Source organism: Rhizobium sp. GR12 (assembly GCF_036596185.1).
Classification (GTDB): Bacteria; Pseudomonadota; Alphaproteobacteria; order Rhizobiales; family Rhizobiaceae; genus Agrobacterium; species Agrobacterium nepotum.
In genome coordinates this window covers 327501-347698 of record NZ_JASXTH010000004.1, presented here as the reverse complement: position 1 = coordinate 347698, position 20198 = coordinate 327501, and the positions used below count along the sequence as shown (strand labels likewise).

At 55.0% G+C, this 20198-nt stretch carries 19 protein-coding genes and 1 pseudogene; 6 read left to right on the top strand and 14 right to left on the bottom strand.

Features of this window, described 5'->3' with window-relative positions:
- Positions 1-4: 4 nt before the first annotated feature.
- The 6 genes from QSK43_RS09390 to QSK43_RS09365 all read right to left on the bottom strand — a co-directional run bounded on the left by QSK43_RS09390 (position 5) and on the right by QSK43_RS09365 (position 5048).
- On the bottom strand, positions 5-1495 hold the full coding sequence (locus QSK43_RS09390) for a mechanosensitive ion channel family protein (RefSeq protein WP_332303242.1): 1491 nt from the start codon (positions 1493-1495) through the stop codon (positions 5-7).
- Positions 1496-1518: 23 nt separating this feature from the next.
- Positions 1519-1950: a CBS domain-containing protein gene (locus QSK43_RS09385; protein WP_332303241.1), complete on the bottom strand. Its 432-nt coding sequence runs from the start codon at positions 1948-1950 to the stop codon at positions 1519-1521.
- Between the two features lie 132 nt (positions 1951-2082).
- Positions 2083-2496 (bottom strand): cupin domain-containing protein, encoded by a 414-nt coding sequence (locus QSK43_RS09380; RefSeq protein ID WP_332303240.1) that lies wholly within the window; start codon positions 2494-2496, stop codon positions 2083-2085.
- 76 nt (positions 2497-2572) lie between these two features.
- Positions 2573-3331 (bottom strand): SDR family oxidoreductase, encoded by a 759-nt coding sequence (locus QSK43_RS09375; protein ID WP_332303239.1) that lies wholly within the window; start codon positions 3329-3331, stop codon positions 2573-2575.
- Positions 3332-3650: 319 nt separating this feature from the next.
- Positions 3651-4301, bottom strand: a complete 651-nt coding sequence (locus QSK43_RS09370) for a response regulator transcription factor (protein ID WP_332303238.1) — start codon at positions 4299-4301, stop codon at positions 3651-3653.
- A 207-nt stretch (positions 4302-4508) separates the two neighbouring features.
- Positions 4509-5048: an RrF2 family transcriptional regulator gene (locus QSK43_RS09365; RefSeq protein ID WP_332303237.1), complete on the bottom strand. Its 540-nt coding sequence runs from the start codon at positions 5046-5048 to the stop codon at positions 4509-4511.
- A gap of 308 nt (positions 5049-5356) precedes the next feature.
- Here QSK43_RS09365 and QSK43_RS09360 point away from each other — a divergent pair, with 308 nt between their 5' ends.
- From QSK43_RS09360 to QSK43_RS09335, 6 genes are all read left to right on the top strand, one after another.
- Positions 5357-7360: a mechanosensitive ion channel family protein gene (locus QSK43_RS09360; RefSeq protein WP_332303236.1), complete on the top strand. Its 2004-nt coding sequence runs from the start codon at positions 5357-5359 to the stop codon at positions 7358-7360.
- 920 nt (positions 7361-8280) lie between these two features.
- Entirely contained in the window at positions 8281-8949 is a 669-nt protein-coding gene (locus QSK43_RS09355; RefSeq protein ID WP_332303235.1) for a response regulator transcription factor, read from the top strand.
- 44 nt (positions 8950-8993) lie between these two features.
- The gene (locus QSK43_RS09350) at positions 8994-9365 is read left to right on the top strand and encodes a response regulator (RefSeq protein ID WP_332303234.1); all 372 of its coding nucleotides are present in this window, start codon (positions 8994-8996) and stop codon (positions 9363-9365) included.
- Between the two features lie 298 nt (positions 9366-9663).
- Positions 9664-10887, top strand: coding sequence for an adenylate/guanylate cyclase domain-containing protein (locus QSK43_RS09345; RefSeq protein ID WP_332303233.1), 1224 nt, complete (start codon positions 9664-9666; stop codon positions 10885-10887).
- Positions 10888-11117: 230 nt separating this feature from the next.
- Positions 11118-11708 (top strand): hypothetical protein, encoded by a 591-nt coding sequence (locus QSK43_RS09340; protein WP_332303232.1) that lies wholly within the window; start codon positions 11118-11120, stop codon positions 11706-11708.
- Positions 11709-11859: 151 nt separating this feature from the next.
- Positions 11860-12831, top strand: coding sequence for an alpha/beta fold hydrolase (locus QSK43_RS09335; RefSeq protein ID WP_332303231.1), 972 nt, complete (start codon positions 11860-11862; stop codon positions 12829-12831).
- A 383-nt stretch (positions 12832-13214) separates the two neighbouring features.
- Here the strand turns inward: QSK43_RS09335 and QSK43_RS09330 are convergent, their stop codons facing one another.
- The 8 genes and pseudogenes from QSK43_RS09330 to QSK43_RS09295 form a co-directional block, all read right to left on the bottom strand.
- Positions 13215-13598 (bottom strand): hypothetical protein, encoded by a 384-nt coding sequence (locus QSK43_RS09330; protein WP_332303322.1) that lies wholly within the window; start codon positions 13596-13598, stop codon positions 13215-13217.
- On the bottom strand, positions 13535-13933 hold the full coding sequence (locus tag QSK43_RS09325; RefSeq protein WP_332303230.1) for a carboxymuconolactone decarboxylase family protein: 399 nt from the start codon (positions 13931-13933) through the stop codon (positions 13535-13537). The genes QSK43_RS09330 and QSK43_RS09325 overlap by 64 nt, the downstream gene beginning before the upstream one ends.
- Positions 13934-14245: 312 nt before the next feature.
- Entirely contained in the window at positions 14246-14893 is a 648-nt protein-coding gene (locus QSK43_RS09320; protein WP_332303229.1) for a response regulator transcription factor, read from the bottom strand.
- Between the two features lie 468 nt (positions 14894-15361).
- A complete protein-coding gene (locus QSK43_RS09315; protein ID WP_332303228.1) occupies positions 15362-15784 on the bottom strand; it encodes a hypothetical protein in 423 nt (140 codons plus the stop codon).
- A 212-nt stretch (positions 15785-15996) separates the two neighbouring features.
- On the bottom strand, positions 15997-16650 hold the full coding sequence (locus QSK43_RS09310; protein WP_332303227.1) for a response regulator transcription factor: 654 nt from the start codon (positions 16648-16650) through the stop codon (positions 15997-15999).
- A 157-nt stretch (positions 16651-16807) separates the two neighbouring features.
- Positions 16808-17587, bottom strand: coding sequence for an alpha/beta fold hydrolase (locus QSK43_RS09305; RefSeq protein ID WP_332303226.1), 780 nt, complete (start codon positions 17585-17587; stop codon positions 16808-16810).
- A 251-nt stretch (positions 17588-17838) separates the two neighbouring features.
- Positions 17839-18501 (bottom strand): annotated as a pseudogene (locus QSK43_RS09300) (SDR family NAD(P)-dependent oxidoreductase); the annotation flags it as partial.
- Between the two features lie 86 nt (positions 18502-18587).
- Positions 18588-19910 carry an alpha/beta hydrolase gene (locus tag QSK43_RS09295; protein ID WP_332303318.1) on the bottom strand — a complete coding sequence of 441 codons (1323 nt, stop codon included), beginning with the start codon at positions 19908-19910 and terminating at the stop codon, positions 18588-18590.
- Positions 19911-20198: the final 288 nt, after the last annotated feature.

Below are 20198 nucleotides of genomic sequence, written 5' to 3'. Positions count from 1 at the left end.
CGGTTCATGTGCTGAAAATGGTCCGGATTGACTTCAAGAAAGCGGCGGCAGTTCGTTGATGCTTTGCCGCTGTAAGCGGTAGCTGGCCAACCTCACCGGAGCTTGCCGAAAGCATCGCCGCAATCTCTTCAGCGATTGCCGGGCGGTCGGCGATCAGTCGCGCGAAGCTCTTCTGGTCGATTTCGAACGCGGTAACCCGCGTCAGCGCCTGTAGCGAGTAGGTTTCTCCCATTCCCGCAAGAAGCCCGGTTTCGCCAAAGAAATCACCAGAAGAAAGGCGTCTTTTTTCCTCGTCGCCATGCATCATCAACACGACGCCGGTGCGAATGATCTTCATCGAGGACGACGTCTGCCCCTGCGCGAGGATGACATCGCCTTCACGATACTCGCGTTCCCTGCCTGACTGGGCCAGTATTTCCCTTTCGGGTCGGGTCAACCTGGAGAGAATTGGATTTTCCTCGATAACTTCCTGCAACGTAACTTCCTCGCTGCGGAAGATTTCAGCAGAGGCCATATTGTTCATCATGACGACCGCCGATGGCGGCAGGGCAAGTTGCAACCCGATTGATCGACAATGGCGGTAGAACCGGTCGATCACCTCGTTCTGTGCCTTTATTCGCAGCATGGGATTGCTTACCCGAAAAAACAGATGAATTTCCAGGGCTGTGGCGTCAAGCCCGCTCAGGGAGACGAGAGGCGGAGGTGCCCTCATGATCGAGTTGCAGCCGGCCAGAACGGTCGTCATGGCGTCCTCGATAATAGAGGGCGCATGTGTCGGCACCAGCCGCACCGTCATCTTTAGAAGATGCGTTTCGTCCGGTCGGCTGACGTTGGTCAGCTTCAGCTTGGCAAGAACGCTGTTGGGCAGGACGACGATATTATTCGCGCCGGTCAGGATTTGTGTCGAGCGCCATGTGCTCGCGATGACGCGGCCTTCCGTCCCGTCCTCAAGAAGAAGCCAGTCGCCCAGCGTATAGGTATGGCCGAGATTGAGGGCGACACCCGAAAAGACGTCGCCGAGCGTGTTCTGCAGGGCAAGGCCGAGGGCGATCGCGATGACGCCCGACGTTGCGACCAGCGTCCCGACGGGAACGCCGAACACGAAAGCAAGGGCGGACAGCGTGACGCACACATAAACAACGCCGACGACGATATCCTGCAACAGACGCGCCTCGCGCGGCCTGCCCTCTAGGACCAGATAGATCCGCACGAAGCCAATAACCGCCCAGGAGAGATGAAGCCACCACAACAATTGGGCAAAGACAATAAAAACGGCATGCTCGTCGCCGGCCCACAGGTCGTTCGGTGGGCCGAGCGGAATATTTCCAAAAACGAGAACGGAGGTCATCGCCCCGAAAAAGGCGATCTGCACCACAAGCCGGAGATTGGAACGCCGCGGACCGATGCGCTTCCACACCACCATTCCGGCAAGACCGAGAATGATCAGCCATACCAGCGGCACAGCGGCAATATCACCCATATATGCCTGCAGCATCGTGGTCCTCCGATCTCCGGTGGTCAGTAACCGATGCCGGCGATGTAATTCGCCAGCATGTGTTCCTGTAGCTGCTCCTGCTCGAAGAGCACTTTCAGGGCATCGCGCATATCGAGGACCCCGAGTGGCCTTGCCTCCGCATCGAGGACCGGCATGTTCTGGACGCGATTGTCCACCATCACCTGCCATGCCGTCTGCAATTCATCGGCCGGGCTGCAGGAAATGATGTTCCGGCTCATCAGCGCTTCAACGCTCGCCACCTGCTCCCCATCCATCAGATGCCGGATAAGATCGGACTTGCTGAGTACACCCGTCGCCTTGCCGCCCGGTTCGCGGACGACGGCGAGACCGATTCCCGGATTGGAAAGCGTCTGGGCTGCCACCCGCAGCGTTGCGGCAACGTCGATCACCATCAGGCGCGCCGACGTCATGGGATAGAGTTTTTCGATACGCATGAATTCCTCCTGACGGCACTCACTAGCGCAGCCGGGACTATCGATTTGACCGTGATCGGAACCGGGATGGCGTCGTTTGCGGCGCCATCCCGCTGTGAAAGTGCGGCGAGGATCGCACTCTTCGTAGTCGGCTTATTTTTCGTAGACCGTCAGATTGGTTTCGTTCGTATCGACCACGAACACGGCAAGCAGGCGTGCGGGCTCTGTCTTGCTTGCGTTTTCGCTGACCGCGTGGTGATCGCCCGGATACTCGGAAAAATTCTCGCCGGCACGATAGACAGTCACCGGCCCATTATTGACCTGGCTGGTAATCGCGCCCTCAAGAACGGTCGCGTAGATGAACGCGGAATTGGGATGCGTATGGGCCGGCGACGTGCCGCCGGGGTCATATTCGACGAGCACCCCCTTCAAGCTCTTGCCCGGCACATTCGGCAACGGCTGGTCATAGACCACCTTTACGTTTTCGCCGCGGTTGGCGTCATGCGCCGTGGCCGCAGCCACGGAAACAAAGACGAGAGCGGTTGCGCAGAGAAGTGTTCTGATCATTTTTCGTCTCCTGGAAATGGAGGCCCGCTGTCCCGAAAAACGGCGGAGCCGATAGGATTTTGCGGGTGGAAACCGCTTATTTTTTCTGGGCGGCGGAGAGCGCCAGCCAGTCTTCAAAGCGGAGACCGCCGAGACGGGCGCCCTCATCCGGCACCAAGGTCCGGTCGTCGATGGAAACCTCGAAATAACGGGCGCGCGGATCAGCGACGATGCTGCGCGGATCGTTAGTGGCCTTGAGGTAGCGTGTGATGAATTCGTTCATCGGTGCGCGCTCCGGACCAGCGATCTCGATCACACCGTTCACCGGCGCGCCGAGAGCCGCATCAGCCATGGCATCGGCGACATTGTCTGCCGCGATCGGCTGGAATGCGCCGGTCGGCACACGAACAGTCGTGCCCTCGGTGGCCGATTGGGCGATGGCGCCCACGAATTCGAAGAACTGCGTCGCATGCACGATGGTGTAAGGCACGCCTGACTCGCGAATATGCTCTTCCTGGCGCAGCTTGGCGCGGAAATATCCCATCTCCTGCATTCGGTCGGTGCCGACAACCGACAGCGCAACATGGTGACGAACGCCCGCGGCCTTTTCCGCCGCAAAAAGATTGCGGCCGGCCGCTTCAAAGAAATCCAAGGCGGCCTTTTCTTCGAAGGACGGCGAGTTCGCCAGATCGACGACAACGTCCGCGCCGGCCAATGCGCCGGCAAGGCCTTCTCCCGTCACGGTGTTCACACCCGAATTCGGAGAAGCGGCAAGCACCTCATGCCCCTTCTTGCGAAGCCGTTCGACGGTCTTCGAACCAATGAGGCCGGTCCCTCCGATAACGACGATTTTCATGTTCACTCTCCTGTTTTCAAGTTTGTACGGAATTTCCGGGCTTTGTCCTGGATGACTTTGCTCAAGCCGCGTTGTGGTGAGCAAAGCCGATACGGTTCGACGATCACGACCCTTCGACCGACCAGGAGAATGCGTCAGGAACCGCAGTTCGCCTATCGAACGCAGGCATTGGATACCTAGTCCCCGAGTACAGGTGAGGTAGTTCAGGCGAATAGACAAACTGATCGAACGGGCTTGGTGAGGACCATGACGAGAGGCAGGTCTAACCCTGTCAACGACAGGGCTAGATGGCTCGAAGCAAGCTAGTGGCTGTATTTGATTAGGCTTGCAGCTTTTCGCGCAGGCTGGAGGGCAGTGCATCCCAAGCGCGGATCAATTCGCCTACGGAGGTGGTCCGCATCTTGCGCATAAGGTTGCTGCGGTGGAGCTTTACCGTAATCTCGCTGATGCCGAGTTCGAAAGCAATCTGCTTATTGAGGCGACCCCGCACCACTTCGCAGAGAATCTGGCGTTCACGCGGCGTCAGGGTTTCAAACCGCGTGACATGCTGGTAGATGTTCTCCGCCTGCGCTCGCTGCTCCACGTCACGCTGGATTCCTGCAATCACGGCATCCAGCAGCGTCTGGTCCCTTACCGGTTTCGTCAGGAAATCGACGGCACCGGCTTTCATGGCCTGCACAGTCATGGGAATATCACCATATCCCGTGAGGAAGACGATAGGTTTCGTTTCGCCACGCGTGGAGAGCTGCTGCTGCAAATCGAGGCCGCTCGCACCTGGCATGCGGACATCCAGCACCAGACAGCCCGGTCTGTCGGGAAGCCCGATGCTCAGCAGTTCCCGGGGGGAGGAAAAACAGGTGACCTCAAGGCCAACCGATTCCATGAGGTCCTGAAGGGAATTGCGAACGTCCGCGTCATCATCGACAACAAGAACCAAAGGCTCATCGGCAGCGTTAGTTACGGTGGCCATTCATCGTCTCCCCAGATGGCGGGTTGCGGGCGTGATGATGCATCGCTCAAAAGCCCCAACGCGCCTGGATCGAACGCCCATCAACGAGCGAAAAAATTCGTTATCCTCCAAGCTGACTTTATCCTTCATCGCTGCACCATATATTTAGCTGCCCAAGGTCACATCGCCGGCGCCGATAGCATTTCGGTCGTCCGGACCTCTCTCGGATCAGGACGCCGACCCGTCTTCCACGGCTGCTCTTCGGCTCCGCCCCTTCAACTTGAGGTCCAGCCATTGGCGAACGTCTTCGGAGAATTCGGGCGGGGCCTTGCAAGCGAAATCTCCCGCGATATCGGCCAGCGTCTGGGTCGCAAGCGAGTCTCGCATTGCTTTCTCTGCGCGCAACATCACGGCGTGGATCGCACACAATCCCTTGGTCGCCCATGAAGGCGGGCATTGCCGAAAAACGGCGCAGCGGCCGCGGATTTCTTGGCAGTCAAACAGGGGCTTTCTGCCTTCGATGGCGTCGACAACCTCAAGGACGGTGATGTCTCCAGGCGGCCTTGCCATCTGATATCCGCCCTTTATCCCCTCTGATGCGGATACGATTCCGGCCTTCTCCAACTTCGGGAAAATCTTTGCAAGAAAGCTCGGAGAAATTCCCTGCAATTCGGCCAGATCGCGACTGCTGAGGTGAGCGCCAGGCGAGCCCGCCAACCACAGGAGACAATGTAATCCGTATTCAACACCTACCGTCATATAAGCCATAACACGGACTGTAGTTGTCTGAGTTACGAATCGCAAGCATGAAATTCGCCTCCCCTTTACTTGACGGGCAAATACGCCAGTCACCTCTTCGGGGCGCACCCGGACACCGATATAGTTATAACCCGATCAAATATCTCCCCCAACCAAAGGGTTACGAGAACGCCCCCAATGGTCAGCAAGACCGAGACGTTCGGATAATGGGCCGCGATGCCGGCGCATGAGATGGATAGCGATGACCGGGGCTGCGGCGTGGCCGATGACGCTAAGCACGCGCACCGCAAGTTACACCAAAGATGGCGGAAGCACTTATGAAACGGCTCGCGGTATTGTGTGTGTTTCTCGGCACGATCCCGGCCTTGGCTCAGGCGCCGATCGCGGATGCCGTAAAGCAAGATGCCCCGCTCGCGGCGGGACGTTCACAGAAGATCGACGACCTGATGCGACTATTGAAAGATCCCGAAATCGGCCGCTGGATCGAGATGGGGGCCGCGCACAAGAACAGTAATGAGGGGCCTACCGAAACGAACCTTGCTGAGGCAAACCCGGTGGGTGGCGTGATCGAGGGAATGGCGGCGTGGGAGGAACGTGCGCGCGGTCGCTTCCAAACAGTGATCGCGGCGATGCCGGATATCTGGAGCGAAATCGAACGCAGTTTCCGTCGCCTGCAGGCGGACGCAACAGGCAACGGCTACACCATGGCCACCATCTTTTTTTCTCTTGTAATCGTGCTGGGGGTAATGGCTGAATGGTTATTTCGCCGAAGATGGCAACATCACGGCAAGGGGATTGAGCATTACCTACCGACCGTTGTTTTCGGGGCTTTTATGGCAGCCTCATTTCTCGCGATCGAATGGCCGCCACTGATCCGGCTGGTTGCCGCCTGTTATCTTCTGGCATTCGTCGCTTATCGCATTCTGGCGACGGCTATCGGACATGCCGCGCATCCGAAAATCCACGGACGGTTAAAAATAATCATCGGTCTCGGTCTCGCGATGACCGCCTCGACCGCGGCAGGTACGATCCTTGCGGCCAATGCAAATGCGCTCCGGGCGGCCACCTTTCTCGCTTCCTGCATCATGCTGGGACTTACTGTCGAACTTGTCTGGCATCGTGTTAACCGAAGCGCTGCGACAAGGATCCTGCTTTGCCTCCATCTTGCCGGTGTCTGGCTGCTCTGGTGTCTTGATCTCAAAACAGCCTTCTGGATCGGTCTCTATATTCTCGTGCTTCCACCCACGATGCGTGCCGTCAGTCATGCTACACGTGGCTACACTGAGGTCCACTTCCTCTTGCCGGCGTCGGATAACCGCAGCGTTCTGCTCGTTCGCGGCGTTAGGGCGGCGATCATCGGGCTTGCCATTGCCTGGATAGCCACTGTCTGGGACACGGACCATCAAGGCGATCCACAGACCGCAGCCCTGTTCTATGGATTCCTGAAAAGCATTGTCATATTGCTGCTCGCCGATCTGGTATGGCATCTCACCAAGGCGGCCATTGATCGCAGGTTGATGCAGGCCTTGGCCGCGTCGGAGCCTGACCACCTCCACGAGTCCCACGCCACCCGTCTTCACACCCTGCTTCCAATCCTGCGTAACGTGCTGGCAGTTTCGCTTTGCATCGTTGCGGGTCTCGTCATCCTCAGCCAGCTGGGCATTGACATCGGACCGCTGATAGCCGGCGCGGGCATCTTCGGGGTGGCGATCGGTTTCGGCTCACAGGCACTGGTGCGCGATGTCATTAGCGGCATCTTCTACCTTTTTGATGATGCCTTTCGGATCGGCGAGTATATTCAGGCGAAGAACTACAAGGGCACCGTGGAGGGTTTTAGCCTTCGTTCGGTCAAGCTGCGCCATCATCGTGGGCCGCTATTTACCGTCCCCTTCGGCGAACTCGGTGCGGTCGAGAATATGAGCCGGGACTGGTCCAAGATAAAATTTTCTGTCACCGTGCCCTATGACACTGACATCGAAAAGGCACGCAAGATCGGCAAGGCGATCGGCCAGGAGCTACTGAGTGATTCGGAGCTCGGCCCCCTGTTTATCGAGCCCCTGAAAATGAAGGGCGTCGAGGAGTTTGGCGAATACGGGATCGCCATCAGCTTCGCCATGGTCACCGTACCAACCAGCCAGCAAAGTTTCATCCGCCGCTCCGCCTACGCGATGCTGCGCGAAGCCTTTCAGAAAAACGGCATCGCCTTCGCGCAGCCGAGTATACAGGTCGGGGCAGGTAAGGCCCCGGAGGTCGCCGCAGCAGCCTATCAGTCGCAGCTCCTCTCCAAGGCAGGTGAGCGGGATGATACAGCTGACCTGTAGGTCTGCCAGTTGTTCGTCACCTGTTCAGCATTCGCTTGACCGCCGTGAAACCTGACGCTGAGCCCAGCGGTGCCGACAAATAAATAGCGATCTGAGAAAGCTATCCGGTCTGCGCTAGAGGGCAACGTATTGGGCCGTAATTCTCTAGTCGCGGTATTGCGCTGTTGCAGAAACTGATATTCTTTTGTCCAAGAGGGCTAGTCTCAACCGAAGAGGTAAACGCAACACCGCGACAGCTGACGAAATGAGCCAAGGCCTTTGGGGGCGACCGCAAGCAGAAGTAAGATCAACACGTCCAGTCCATGATGCGGTGCGCGGCCTTTCCTGCTCTCATCCTCCGCACGAACGAGACGAGCCCCGCCGTTTCAGACAAAAGGCCGTCCATCAATCTAGCCTCCTCCACCAACACGGTTTTGCACGGCGACAGGTCCCCAGAAACGCGCGAAACTTCAATCCAATTGTTCACAAGCCCACGGCAAGATTTTTTTCAAGCCCGGGATCGTCAATCAACCAGCTTGGGGCAACATGTCTTGGATGATCAGGGAACTGCTCTTTCCAATCACTTTAAAAGTTCCGTTTCCCTGACTTGGCGTCGCAGAGCCTCAACACACTCCGTACCATAGTCACTACGCCTCGAGGGGAACATAATCACAGAAAAGTCATTGTGGCCATTAAAGCAAGGTTCAAGATGGCCCGGCGGGGTCTTGCCATTCAGCGTCATTTTAAGATGCTGAAGGGAGGCTGGCTCAGCTTGAAGCGTTCAGCCCCGTTTAACAAAATGGCAACGACCACTCCCATTACTCCCTAACTTCTTCTTTCAATAGCAATGGGATAGCAAACGATGGTTTACTTGCTCTCCTACGGTAATTGAGTACAACGTCGCGAGAAGCCACCAAGTAGCACTGGCGGGAGGAATATTCATGGCCATCGCTGCGACAGCAATCGAGAATATGCCTCCGGTCCGACAAATCGTTCACATTGTCGAGGATGATGAGCAATTCCGCCTATCGCTCCAGGACCTGTTCCAATCGTTGAACATTGAGGTTCAGGCTTTCTGTGACGCCAAAGACTTTTTCTCGCGCGCCACTAAACATGTTGGAGGTTGCGTGTTGATCGACGTCAGGCTTCCGGGCGTGAACGGGATCGAGTTTCAACGTGAACTGGAAGCGTGCGGCTTCGAGCTGCCCGTGATATTCATGACGGGATACGGGGACGTCGCCACGAGCGTTAATGCAATGAAGGCCGGAGCAATAGACTTCCTGCAGAAACCACTTCGCACCAACGAGCTGATCGATGCCATCGGAACGGCATTCGCCATCGACAGCGGCAAGCAAAAGCAACGGTCTTATCGTCAGATCGTGCGAAAACATGCTGCAACCTTGACGCCTCGGGAAAACCAGGTTTTCGCATTCGTGGCGAGCGGGTTGATGAACAAACAAATCGCATATGAACTGGGCATAAGCGAAATCATGGTAAAGCTCCATCGAGGCAGCGTTATGCGGAAAATGCGGGCATCATCCCTGCCCGAACTGGTCAGGCAATATGAGTTATTGGATAAGGCATCCATACAGACAAATCTGCACGAATAAAAATTCCATTTTCCCCGCGTCCCACAAAACATGTCCGAGGTGAAATGAACTCCGAACCTTTCAAAGCAGTAGCGATAGTCGACGACGATCCCTTTCTGCTCGATTCGTTGCGCGACTTCTTTGATGCGATGGGGATCAGGAATAGAATCTACAAATCCGCCGACCTGTTCCTGGAGTCCGATGAAGTGGATCTGGCGCATTGCATTTTGGCGGATTTAAAAATGCCTGGGACTAACGGAATGGAGCTCCTGGAAATCATAGTGAAGCGTGGTGGTCCGCCCGTTTGCATAATGACGTCATTCTCCGACAACCGCACTCGATTTGCTGCCAAAGCATGCGGGGCAGCTGCATTCCTTGAAAAGCCAATCAACTCCGCCGATTTACTCGCTTTCATTGATGCTAATTACGAGAGATGAACATTGAACCGCCGATGACTTGCAAGCCAAACGCGAGCTTAGCTGTTCTACAGGCATCAGGCGTGCGAGCATTAGCAGCTTGCGGTGCGACCTGAACTCTTGAAGCAAGTATCGGGCGCTCCTGCCTCAATCCCAGGACTCGATGGCTTTGGTGTTCAACGCCACGTTCTCGAGCCAATTATCCCGACCATTCCTTTTGATCTAATGGCTACCAGGCATATGTGGTCCTCCCGCGTAATGCATTGTGTAGGAAAATCCAATAAAACACCTCCTCCCCGGTGAAAGGCGAGTATAAATCATGCCGCGCTGTTCTGAAACCTGTAAATCTCTGCAAGTTTGGCTTTCCACCGGACTTCAGAATGAACCGAATACTGCAACGATTTTCAGGTATTTATGCTGCCGGCTGTTAGACGCGGGCATTGATCTTAGCCGAAGCACGCTGCATTTTCGCGTCCATCATCCACAATGGCTCGGGACACGCGTTATTTGGCATCGCGGCCAGAATGAAGTGGAGGAGCAAACTGTCGCTTACGACGTCGAAGCAAGTGCCGCTTTTCAACGCAGTCCGTTTCATCATGTGATCCTCACCGGCAAGCCGATCCGGCAAAGACTTGAGATTTTTGGGCCACATAGGTTCGAGGTATATGATGACTTGCGACAGCACGGTCACACGGACTATTCCGCATGGCCTCTGGACCACACGCAAGGCAGGCGCCATCTCGTAACATTTTCAACGGACAGGGCGGGTGGATTTTTCGACGACGAGATTGCTCTACTGAAAGAAATTATGCCTCTTTTTTCCTTAGTGACCGAGATACGATTAAAGAACCAACTTGCGCGCACGTTGCTCCAAACGTACGTCGGCTCGCATGCAAGCGAGCAGATCCTGCATGGTGCCACAACACGTGGAAGCGGAACGACCGTCACTGCGGCGGTGATGATATGTGACCTGCGAAACTTTACGCAATTGTCCAGTCGCAAACCTCGGGACGAAGTCATCAACATCCTGAATGAGTACTTCGACATAATTTCAGACCCAATAGAACGACATGGTGGTGAAATTCTCAAGTTTATCGGCGATGGCCTGCTTGCCATCTTTCCATTGGATTATCCTGATGCATGTAGTCGCTTGTTGGCAGCGGTTACGGACGCTTACGAGACATTGGAACGCCGAAATTTTCTTCGGTATCCGATAAGGTTCGGGACGGGAATTCACCTCGGAGAGGTTATGTACGGCAATATAGGTTCGGCCCGCAGGCTTGATTTCACTGTCATAGGACCTGCAGTCAATCTCGCATCAAGGTTGGAAGGCCTTACAAAACACCTTCAGCGCCCGGTTCTCATTTCAGGAGATTTCGTCAAGGTCGCCAACTGCAGGTCTCGCACCGAGTTCCTCGGTCCTTACGAGATAAGTGGCTTTGACGACGCCGTTGACGTATATGCGCTGGAGATCGAACGATGCGATGTGATACGTCCGGATCACCACCTGCACGTGACAAGTCAAACCCGGCTCAACAAGTGAGCATGGTTCATGCGGCAGCATGACTGACAACGGAACTGCCAGCAATCGCTCTCGCAAACCTCCGTATAGCTGTAAAAACGCAGAACATCCGGGTAACTCTTAGCACGAGGCGATCGATCATTACCCCGACATTCGCAGAAAAAGAATTCGCGTGAACATGGCTGTATCTCGAGCCCCGACCTTTCTTGTTCTGGGTTGATCAAGGCAACGCAAGCGACGTGGAGATAAGCATGCCGGTTACATCTTACAGAGACTACATACGTGATCTCAAGGAAATCACCGACCGAATACGTGATAAGCCATTCGAATACAGCATCGCCTCGATCGAGACGGCAGTTTACAAAAACGGCTACGGCTATAAAAGCCGCGAGTTGCTCCGCGAGGACCGGCTCATTTCCGAATTTTGGATGGGGCCCCTTAATTCCGGCGACTGGCACACCGATAGCACCGCCATTGGCCGATCAGAAATCGATGAATTCTTTGGATTGCCAGAAATCTTCGCCTATTCAGATCATGCACTTACGGCGCAGAGAAATCCGTTGTCGAAAGCACACTGGGACGCGACGATTGGTCTGTTTGAAATACTGGTATGCGAAAGAAACAGCACACCCCGGCAGCAGAGAATGTTATTTGCCGGGTTTAGCGATAGCATCCATGCCGAGTTTTTCCTCACGGTTGACCAAGAGTTACTCGTTCACGACCGTAAGCTCGGACCTCAGTTATTTGAATGGCAACCCGTCGATCTGGGGCCCGTCAGCGCTTTCACAACCAAATCATCCGCGAGCTCCTGGTCCTCACCTTTGCCAGCAGCCGGCTCATAATATTTACGTGATACGACGCCCAGAAATAACAAACAGCGAAACCAATGTATAGTTTCTGATTAGTTTAGCGATTGTTAGCGTGAATTTCCTGACAGCAAATAACATTACGAGCTCGGCAGGTTCTTTCCCACATCTATATTAGGAGACTGAAATGAATACACGCTCCCTCGCCTCCACCCGGAGAAGCGTTATGGCAGGATCGCTGACGCTCGCGGCTACTGCCGCGGCATTCAGCACAAAATCCGCCCAGGCCGCCGACAAGAAAAAAGGGGCAGGCACCCATTCACGGGACACGGGTTTTGTGACCTCAAAGGACAGCATCTCAATTTTCTACAAGGATTGGGGTCCAAAAGACGCGACGCCGATCGTTTTTCACCACGGGTGGCCGCTTTCCAGCGACGACTGGGACAACCAGATGCTTTTCTTTTTGTCGAAGGGATACCGCGTGATCGCTCACGACCGCCGCGGCCACGGCCGGTCAAGTCAGGCCAGTGAAGGCCACGATATGGATCACTATGCAGAAGACATTGCCGCAGTCGTTGAGCATCTCGATCTTCATGGGGCGATTCACATCGGGCACTCCACCGGCGGAGGTGAAGCTACCCGCTATACGGCGAAGTTTGGTAAAGGCAGGGTGTCCAAACTTGTCCTGATTGGTGCGGTCCCACCGATCATGGTCAAGAGTGGCAACAATCCCGATGGGCTACCGATCGACGTTTTTGATGGATTTCGCACTGCACTCGCGGCCAACAGGTCGCAGTTTTACTACCAAATTGCCAGCGGACCTTTCTACGGCTTCAATCGCGACGGCGTTGAGGCATCGGAGGCGTTGATCCAGAACTGGTGGAGGCAGGGTATGACAGGAGCAGCGAACGCCCATTACTACGGCATCAAGGCCTTCTCCGAGACCGACTTCACAGATGATTTGAGGACAATCGACGTGCCGACCCTCGTGCTGCATGGTGATGACGACCAGGTTGTGCCTGTTCATGATTCAGCAGTTCTTTCCGCCAAATTACTGAAGAACGCCACACTCAAGATTTACAAAGGCCTTCCGCACGGCATGGCAACAACCCACGCCGATATCATAAACGCTGACATTCTTGCATTCATCGAGGGTTGAGGCGCACCAGATCATCGTTATCGCCATATGCAACCTGGTTCGGGATCCCGAACCGGGTTTTCTGCGTGCAACATATCCCTTTTTCCAGCGATCCAGGAAGCCGGGGTAGCACCCTCACCTCTTCGCGAACAGCGAAGGGGACCGCAATGACTGCGGCCGCCTTCGATCAACTTTCGATGGTGATCTGGATCCCAAGTCTGATCATCGTGCGGGAGGAGGAGGAGGAGGAGTTGCCGATTTCAGCCATTCTGAATACCGGGTTTCGCCCAGACGCGCGCCCACTCCGGGCATCAGAGTTTCGTCGTCCAGCAATGCACCGAAGTATCTGGTTCGTTTGCCGGCCACAACTTCACGGCAATCGCCAATTTGGCGCAAGTACTTCTCTACCGCATCTGAAAAGCGGATGGGCTCGGAGCCGGTGATCTCGGCGACACCGTTGATAGGGGCCGCAACGTCAGTTCGCCCGAGGCTTCGGCTCCATCGTCAGAGAAGATCTGCTGCATCAGCGCTGGCAAGAGATAGACTATATCGCCTTGGATGCCCGACTGAGCGATACCAAACATGAATTCAAAAACTGTGTGGCATGAAGCAGCGTGTACCGCCTCCTGATGAGTTTCTCCAATGAAAGAACTCCAGGGGCAAAACACCTCCACTTGGCGGTTTTTCCTCGGGTTCGGTTGATTTTGACTGGCATTTTCGCCGATCAGGCGAATCTCTTTCTTCCGCGCGACAGGCATCTGTCGTTCGGTTCTTGAACCATTCTCCAATGCGTGCCCCTGGTTCCGTCCTGGCTTCGGTCACAGAGTGGCGTTCGGCCCCGGTTCAGCCCATGCCAGCACAGCGCGTCTCGTGGCGCGAAAAGGGTTGAATCACGCCGCCAGGGTGAGAGGTGGAAAAGGCGCAGGTCTCGCTCACCATGGATCTTGGTCTGCTTGATATGCATGTCGAGGCAAAAAGTGCAATTGTTGAGTTGCGCAACACGTATGTTAACCAGATCGCGAATGTACTCTTCAACCGCATTTTCTTTCGTTGACGCCACGAACTCCACGAATTTCTTCGTGATATCCGGTGACTCCTTCGCATGACAAATGCGCTGCGTCATCGTGTCATTCTTTTTGGATGTGGAAGGCGCCGTCGAATTCCGGCAACCTTCATCAACCCCAAGGCGAGTATTATTCGATGCAAAATTAAACGTAGGTTTGGGGCTTTTTGCCCTGCACCTGTCCAACCCAGATCGAACATCTTGCTTCAGCTGTCTTGCCTGACACGAAGCGGGACTTCCCTTAGGTCTCACGCAAAAGAGTGCTTGGAAATAGGGTCAGGTGAGTGCATCAATGAAGACGGCTTCGCCACGACAGGGTGCCTTCGTGCCGTCAACGACGCAACTATCGACTTTCGACTTTCGTTGAAACGGCTACGCCGACGTGTCTCTCGACAATTGTTCAGCTTTGCGAACCAGGTCAGCTAATGATTTCGTCTGCATTTTGCGCATAACGCTCATACGATGAATTTTGACGGTCATCTCGGATATTCCTAATTCATAGGCGATCTGCTTGTTCATCAGCCCACGCACAACCGCCAGCATCACTTCACGTTCACGGGGTGTCAGGCTACCGGCCAACGACCGAATATGGTCGCGCTCCCCGTCGACTTTCCGTCGCGCGGTGTCCACCCTGATGGCGTGATTGACAGCCTGCAGAAGATCATGACTGGCAAATGGCTTTGTTATGAAATCGGTCGCTCCCGCTTTCATAGCTCGAACACTCGTGGGAACGTCCGCATGCGCCGTCAAAAAAATGACCGGTAACCGGCTGCCTATCGAGGTGAGTTGTTTTTGGAGATCCAAACCGGTTACACCAGGCATTCTGATGTCCACCACGACACAGCCCGGCGCACTTGTGTCGGCTTGTTGCAGGAATTCGGATCCGCTGGAAAACCCCACAGCGCGCTGCTTAGTGAGGAGGAAAAGATCCAGAAGGGAATCGCGCAGATCCTCATCGTCATCCACGACGTAAATAACGGGATCTGCCGCCTCTTCCATTGTTATTTGAACAGGTTGCATATCTTTGCCTTGGTCGAACTCTACCGCTCGTAACGCTGAAACACACCGAGGTGCCTAGGCCATCCAATTCTCTGCGGAAATAAAAATCAGCAACGACGAACAACTGTTTCCTCGATATGCATTGACTTATATCACGCTTCACGGTGTGATTGACACTAAACCAAGGTATGGGTGCGCACGCTTATTCGCGTGCCACCCTTTTGTCGGAGCAACGTGCCGGATGAACCGCGATATAGATTGCGTGTTCATTTACCGAGGGACGAGACTGAAAATCCCCTCGTTCACCGTCTCCGTCAGGCCCCGTTAATACGGCTCAAGAAATTAGATTATCTTGAGTTCATTCAATGCATCCCAAATGACAGCTCGACCTTATATTTCGCTTGTGGCGCGGCAACGCTGAGCAAACCTCGCTCAAAGGCGTGACGAACAATTAGCCCAATTTCTCTCTAGACGACAGGCTTCCAGCTCTCATAAAAGGGCGGCGCCGGCGCCATGCTTGTGCTTGGAAGCCCAAACCACCGCGGTTATTCCGAATAGGGCCGGGAGACTGACTGCAGGAAAATCGCGGGCGATGACTGATGCTGAGCAAATTCCCACGGCAACTTCCCAGAGATGGAACGCACCATGCGCAATGAGCCACAATGTCGCCGCCCCCCACAACTCGGTACGTCGCTCTTGACGGAATATTCCCACAACAAAAGCTGACGCGACAAACCCTTGAATGATGCCGATGTCACGAATGAAGTGCTGGTTATAAAAGCCTGTATCCGTAACGCCCGGGACAAAAAAATACCAGCTTTCTGGGTCGTAGAGCATGTGTACTGACAGCCAAGTCGCCAAGGCGACGTTGAACCAAACCATAGCGAGGACAACATTTTTTACCGTTTTCATCTCGATCTCCTACATTTCGTGTAGGGGGGGAGGCTAACACCGTGTTTTTGCCGACACCTCCCAAACGATAGTTTAGTGAAGCCGTCGATACCCGCGCGTATAGGTTAGATCTCCTTTGGGCGTCCCCGGCTTAGTGTCACCAGACATCTGTATTTCTTGAATTACCGCCGCCTGCTTGGGGGATGAGCAGTGCGCCTTTTGACCCCTTTGGACTACAGGGTGCGCTCCAGATATCTTTGAAGCAAATCGATCTTTTTAACCAGATCAGGAAGCGAAGCCGTCCGCATCTTCTTCATCATCCGACTCCGATGAAGCTTTATCATCATTTCACTGACGGACAATTCCCGAGCAATGTCCTTGTTGAGATACCCCCTGACGACGTAGTCCATAACCTGTTTTTCGCGTGGGGACAGTGTTTCTACATCGAGGTAGACGTTCTCACTTTCGGCGGCCTGGGCGCGCCTGACCGCATTACGTCCCACCGCTTTGCCTGTCGCCGAAATAACCTCGTCCCGGTCGAGTGGTTTGAGAAGGAAATCACATGCTCCTCTCTTCATTGCCTGCACTGACAGTGGAATCGTCGCGCGGCCGGTCATGAAAACGATAGGGACCATACTTCTGAGATCCGCCATGTGCTGCTGGATCTGAAAGCCATCTACACCTGGCATGTAAACGTCCAGAAGGATGCATCCTGCCCTCTCAAGGTCCGCGCGAGCAATGAACTCGTCGCCGCTAGAGTACGATACCGCGGGCATCTTTGCTGATTCAAAGAGATCCATCAACGAGGTGCAGAGGAGAGGGTCATCGTCCACAACATAAATCGTCGAAGGACCAGGTTGTGATCGTTGATCGCCGTTAAACTGCATTTACCACTCCAAACCGCCAGGACGGTCACGGGAAACGCTAACACAGCGAAACTGCAACAAAACCCATACAAAGGTTTAGGTCTGCATCGGGCATTCCTGTCCGAGAAAGCAAGGTGCCGCCGCTGGTAATGCTGAGCATATCCAGCGGCGGCTCCCTTCATTGAATTGCGGTTGCGGCTTCCTCAATCAGGTGTGTGACTTCTGCGGGATGCGACACCATCACAACGTGAGACGCCCCTTTGATAGCGACTGTACCTCTCGAGTGTGCTCGTTCAGCCATCCACTGGAGCGTGGCAGCTGGAATGTTCCTGTCTGCGTCACCATAGACGAACCACGACGGAATGCTCTGCCAGCTCGCATTGCCAGCTGGCTCTGCGAGCGCTGCATCAGCAACAGGCCTTTGCGTCGCCGCCATGACTTTGGCAGCCCCCAAGGGCACATCGGCAGCAAATTGTTGTGGGAACTTGCTCTGCCGGATGTAAAGGTCTTTCGTGCCATCGGTGAGAACAACGGGATCGGCGAGTGCTGCGGCAAGCGTACTACCCGGGTTCTTTCCGGTCAAATCAGCGGCCGACTCCCCCACCCTAGGTGCAAAGGCAGCTACGAAAACCAAGGCTTTGACAGTGCGAATATGAGAACCTGCCTCACTGATAACCAGGCCTCCATATGAGTGCCCGACAAGAACGACCGGGCCGCTAATGCCTTTTAAAATTCGTTCCAAATAGTCTCCGTCCGTCCTGACACCACGAAGTGGATTGGCAATCGCCCTTACGGTATATCCGCTATGTTCTAAACGCGAGGCAACTCCGTTCCAGCTCGACGCATCTGCGAATGCCCCGTGAACCAGGACAATCGTCGGCTTCGCCGTTTCGGCGATCGCAGGAGTGAATGACGCAGCATAAAGTAACCATGCTGCAAGGGTGATCAATTGACGCATCAGGCATCCATTTAATGTTGTAAGAGACACTCGCCAATTTTCATCAGGATTTCCACGACGAAGCGAGTACGTCCTCATGATGAAGCCGCAGTTCACACTCGATCACTGGACCCGCAAGGACAACCCAAACACAGGTTTGCCTATCCGGGCAACCTGGGCCGATGGTCGTAGATGAAAGGATCGCAATGAAACATGGCGTCGGCCCCGACACATACGGTACACGGGGCCGTAGGAGAATGAACGCGGAAATGTCAAATCAATGACATTCCTCCATCCACGTGTAATTCCACTCCATTTATGAAATCGTTAGATGCGAGAAGCAATGCCGCCTGTGCAAGCTCTAGCAGCCGTCCAAATCGCCCAGCTGGAATGATATTCGACATATGCTCCTCCAGCGCCGGGCGATCCGCTTCGCTGACGCCCAGTTTTCCGAGCATCGCTGTCTCCACCGGCCCAGGGCTCAGAACGTTCACCCTTATCCGACGCTCCTTGAAATCGACTGCCCAGTTTCGTGCAAAAGCGGCGAGCGCCGCCTTTGATCCAGCATATACAGCGTGCTGCGGCAAAACCTTGGTAGCGGCAAGCGAGCTGGTGACGATAATGTTGCCACCATCACGGATCAGGGGCGCCATCGCCTGCACGCCAAAAAAGACAGCCCGACTATTCACAGCGAAGTGCCGGTCGTATTCCTGCGGGCTCACGGCGTGAAATTCGGCAAGATTGATAATGCCCGCATTCGCCATATAGATGTCGATTGCGCCAAAGCGTTGTTTGATTTCCTCCGCCAACCGGCCATGGAATTCAATATCGGCAACATCTCCACAAAAACCAGTTGCCCCGGCCCCTAGCTCTCGTACGGCCTCATCGAGCGCCTCCTGACGTTTACCGGTAATGACGACATCCGCCCCTTGTTCCTCGGACTGATGAATGTGACCATGGACGTGCCGATGTGTTGCTGCGTTACGTCTTCCGAGCGCGTGGAGCTCGGTGGAGCGCCCCGTTAGCGTGTGCTCCGCTCAACATCGGAGATCTGCCAGAACGGCCGCATTATCTCGATGAGTTGGCGACGGGGATCACCCGCTTTGACCTGACCGCGAATAAGCGCGACCAAATCAGCCCTCACTTTCTGATTTGATAAGAAATAGCTGTGGCCAATCAGGTCCCCGTGACCCGAGAACTCTATGAAATCGACCAGCCCGCCCATATGGGAGCCCGTCCACTTGGAGACCACTTCGTTTTTGTTCCGGGGAAGGTGCCCAATGGCCAGTTGTCCCAATCGTAATGCGCTCCCGAAAAGCAGCGTCGATGCTTTTAGTGCCTCGTCGCTGCGAGAGGAATAAACCGTGAGATGCATCGCTCCTTGAGCCGGCAACACACTTGGGCTTGGTGTTGGACCGAAGGCAAGGTCGGGATCGGAAACCCACGCGAACAACTTGGACGAAGCAACATCGAGATCGATGTCAGGAGCAAAAAACACGGCATTCGCAATCTTGTAACGTTTCCAGAGTGATGAACGACTCACGTAGGCCTCGATTGCGAGCTGCTGGATTACGGTGGCGAGCACATCCGTTCCCCGGCTGTGAGCAAGCAGATGAAGCCGCTCTAACCCCTCGGTCCCGGCGATGATACGAATGGCCTTTTTGAAGTCTGCAACAGCAAATTCACTTGACTCCCGGTCAATGTTGTAACCGAAGAAGGAACCTCCAGAGCCGCCAGCAGGCCATGTGAGGATAACACAAACAAACTCGTTCCGCAGCGACCTGCAAATCTCATCCGTTGCGAGTGCAGCATTTTCAAACCTGCTGCTGTATCCGTGAATGAAGACTACTACCTCTTTGCGGCGGGCTTGCCCAAGACGACTCGAAATTTCCGCGCGGAGGGCCGCGGCAGCCTGCTCATGTGCCTTGATAGCCATCGGCGTACGTCGCAACCCATTTGCAGTCGCCTCCAATACATAGGGTGCGGTCGGAAAACGCCCGATCTCGGACACCGAGCCGACACGCCATGCAGAGGGAACGCTCTTTCGCTGGATGGACACTGAACCGAAACTCAAGAACATGGCCCGCTCGGAACCATACGATAAGGCGCCATCGGCTTTCGTGATTGGCGCCCGATCGGTCACATAGAGCAGGCTCGATATTCCAGCTTTCGGTTGAGGCTGAGTAAAGTGATCGGCCCCCAGCCCAGTAGAGGTAGACCCGGATTGCTCGACGACATCTGCCATCTGCGTTGAGCACCCCGCAACGCAGATGATGAGGGCGAGCCCCGCCAACGACTGAAGCAATTCGCGACAGACCGATAGGAAATCATCGGACGTGCGCATCTTTGGCAGTGCAATGTCAGTCGGCAGCAAAATTTCGCTCCTTATCAAAACTAGTGCCCAACCGACAACGCATGGCATACTCTCAAGAAGCCGCGCGCGGGTCCTTGCCCGCGCAGAGCCGTCCCTAACCAATCACCCATCTTGTTATCGAATCCGCGGATGCAATGTTGCGGAAGCGTTACAATTGCCATCGCGCGCGCAGACGCATCCTCCGCAAGGACCTTTCTCGACCTTGAGGCCATTTTCCGGTCGATCTCCAAAATCTGGATCTGCGCGGCGCAGTGACAA

Bases quoted from the DNA above. Each gene is read 5' to 3' on its own strand.
- QSK43_RS09390 (WP_332303242.1), bottom strand. From the start codon at position 1,495: ATGCTGCAGGCATATATGGGTGATATTGCCGCTGTGCCGCTGGTATGG.
- QSK43_RS09385 (WP_332303241.1), bottom strand. From the start codon at position 1,950: ATGCGTATCGAAAAACTCTATCCCATGACGTCGGCGCGCCTGATGGTG.
- QSK43_RS09380 (WP_332303240.1), bottom strand. From the start codon at position 2,496: ATGATCAGAACACTTCTCTGCGCAACCGCTCTCGTCTTTGTTTCCGTG.
- QSK43_RS09375 (WP_332303239.1), bottom strand. From the start codon at position 3,331: ATGAAAATCGTCGTTATCGGAGGGACCGGCCTCATTGGTTCGAAGACC.
- QSK43_RS09370 (WP_332303238.1), bottom strand. From the start codon at position 4,301: ATGGCCACCGTAACTAACGCTGCCGATGAGCCTTTGGTTCTTGTTGTC.
- QSK43_RS09365 (WP_332303237.1), bottom strand. From the start codon at position 5,048: ATGGCTTATATGACGGTAGGTGTTGAATACGGATTACATTGTCTCCTG.
- QSK43_RS09360 (WP_332303236.1), top strand. From the start codon at position 5,357: ATGAAACGGCTCGCGGTATTGTGTGTGTTTCTCGGCACGATCCCGGCC.
- QSK43_RS09355 (WP_332303235.1), top strand. From the start codon at position 8,281: ATGGCCATCGCTGCGACAGCAATCGAGAATATGCCTCCGGTCCGACAA.
- QSK43_RS09350 (WP_332303234.1), top strand. From the start codon at position 8,994: ATGAACTCCGAACCTTTCAAAGCAGTAGCGATAGTCGACGACGATCCC.
- QSK43_RS09345 (WP_332303233.1), top strand. From the start codon at position 9,664: ATGCCGCGCTGTTCTGAAACCTGTAAATCTCTGCAAGTTTGGCTTTCC.
- QSK43_RS09340 (WP_332303232.1), top strand. From the start codon at position 11,118: ATGCCGGTTACATCTTACAGAGACTACATACGTGATCTCAAGGAAATC.
- QSK43_RS09335 (WP_332303231.1), top strand. From the start codon at position 11,860: ATGAATACACGCTCCCTCGCCTCCACCCGGAGAAGCGTTATGGCAGGA.
- QSK43_RS09325 (WP_332303230.1), bottom strand. From the start codon at position 13,933: ATGACGCAGCGCATTTGTCATGCGAAGGAGTCACCGGATATCACGAAG.
- QSK43_RS09320 (WP_332303229.1), bottom strand. From the start codon at position 14,893: ATGCAACCTGTTCAAATAACAATGGAAGAGGCGGCAGATCCCGTTATT.
- QSK43_RS09315 (WP_332303228.1), bottom strand. From the start codon at position 15,784: ATGAAAACGGTAAAAAATGTTGTCCTCGCTATGGTTTGGTTCAACGTC.
- QSK43_RS09310 (WP_332303227.1), bottom strand. From the start codon at position 16,650: ATGCAGTTTAACGGCGATCAACGATCACAACCTGGTCCTTCGACGATT.
- QSK43_RS09305 (WP_332303226.1), bottom strand. From the start codon at position 17,587: ATGCGTCAATTGATCACCCTTGCAGCATGGTTACTTTATGCTGCGTCA.
- QSK43_RS09295 (WP_332303318.1), bottom strand. From the start codon at position 19,910: ATGCGCACGTCCGATGATTTCCTATCGGTCTGTCGCGAATTGCTTCAG.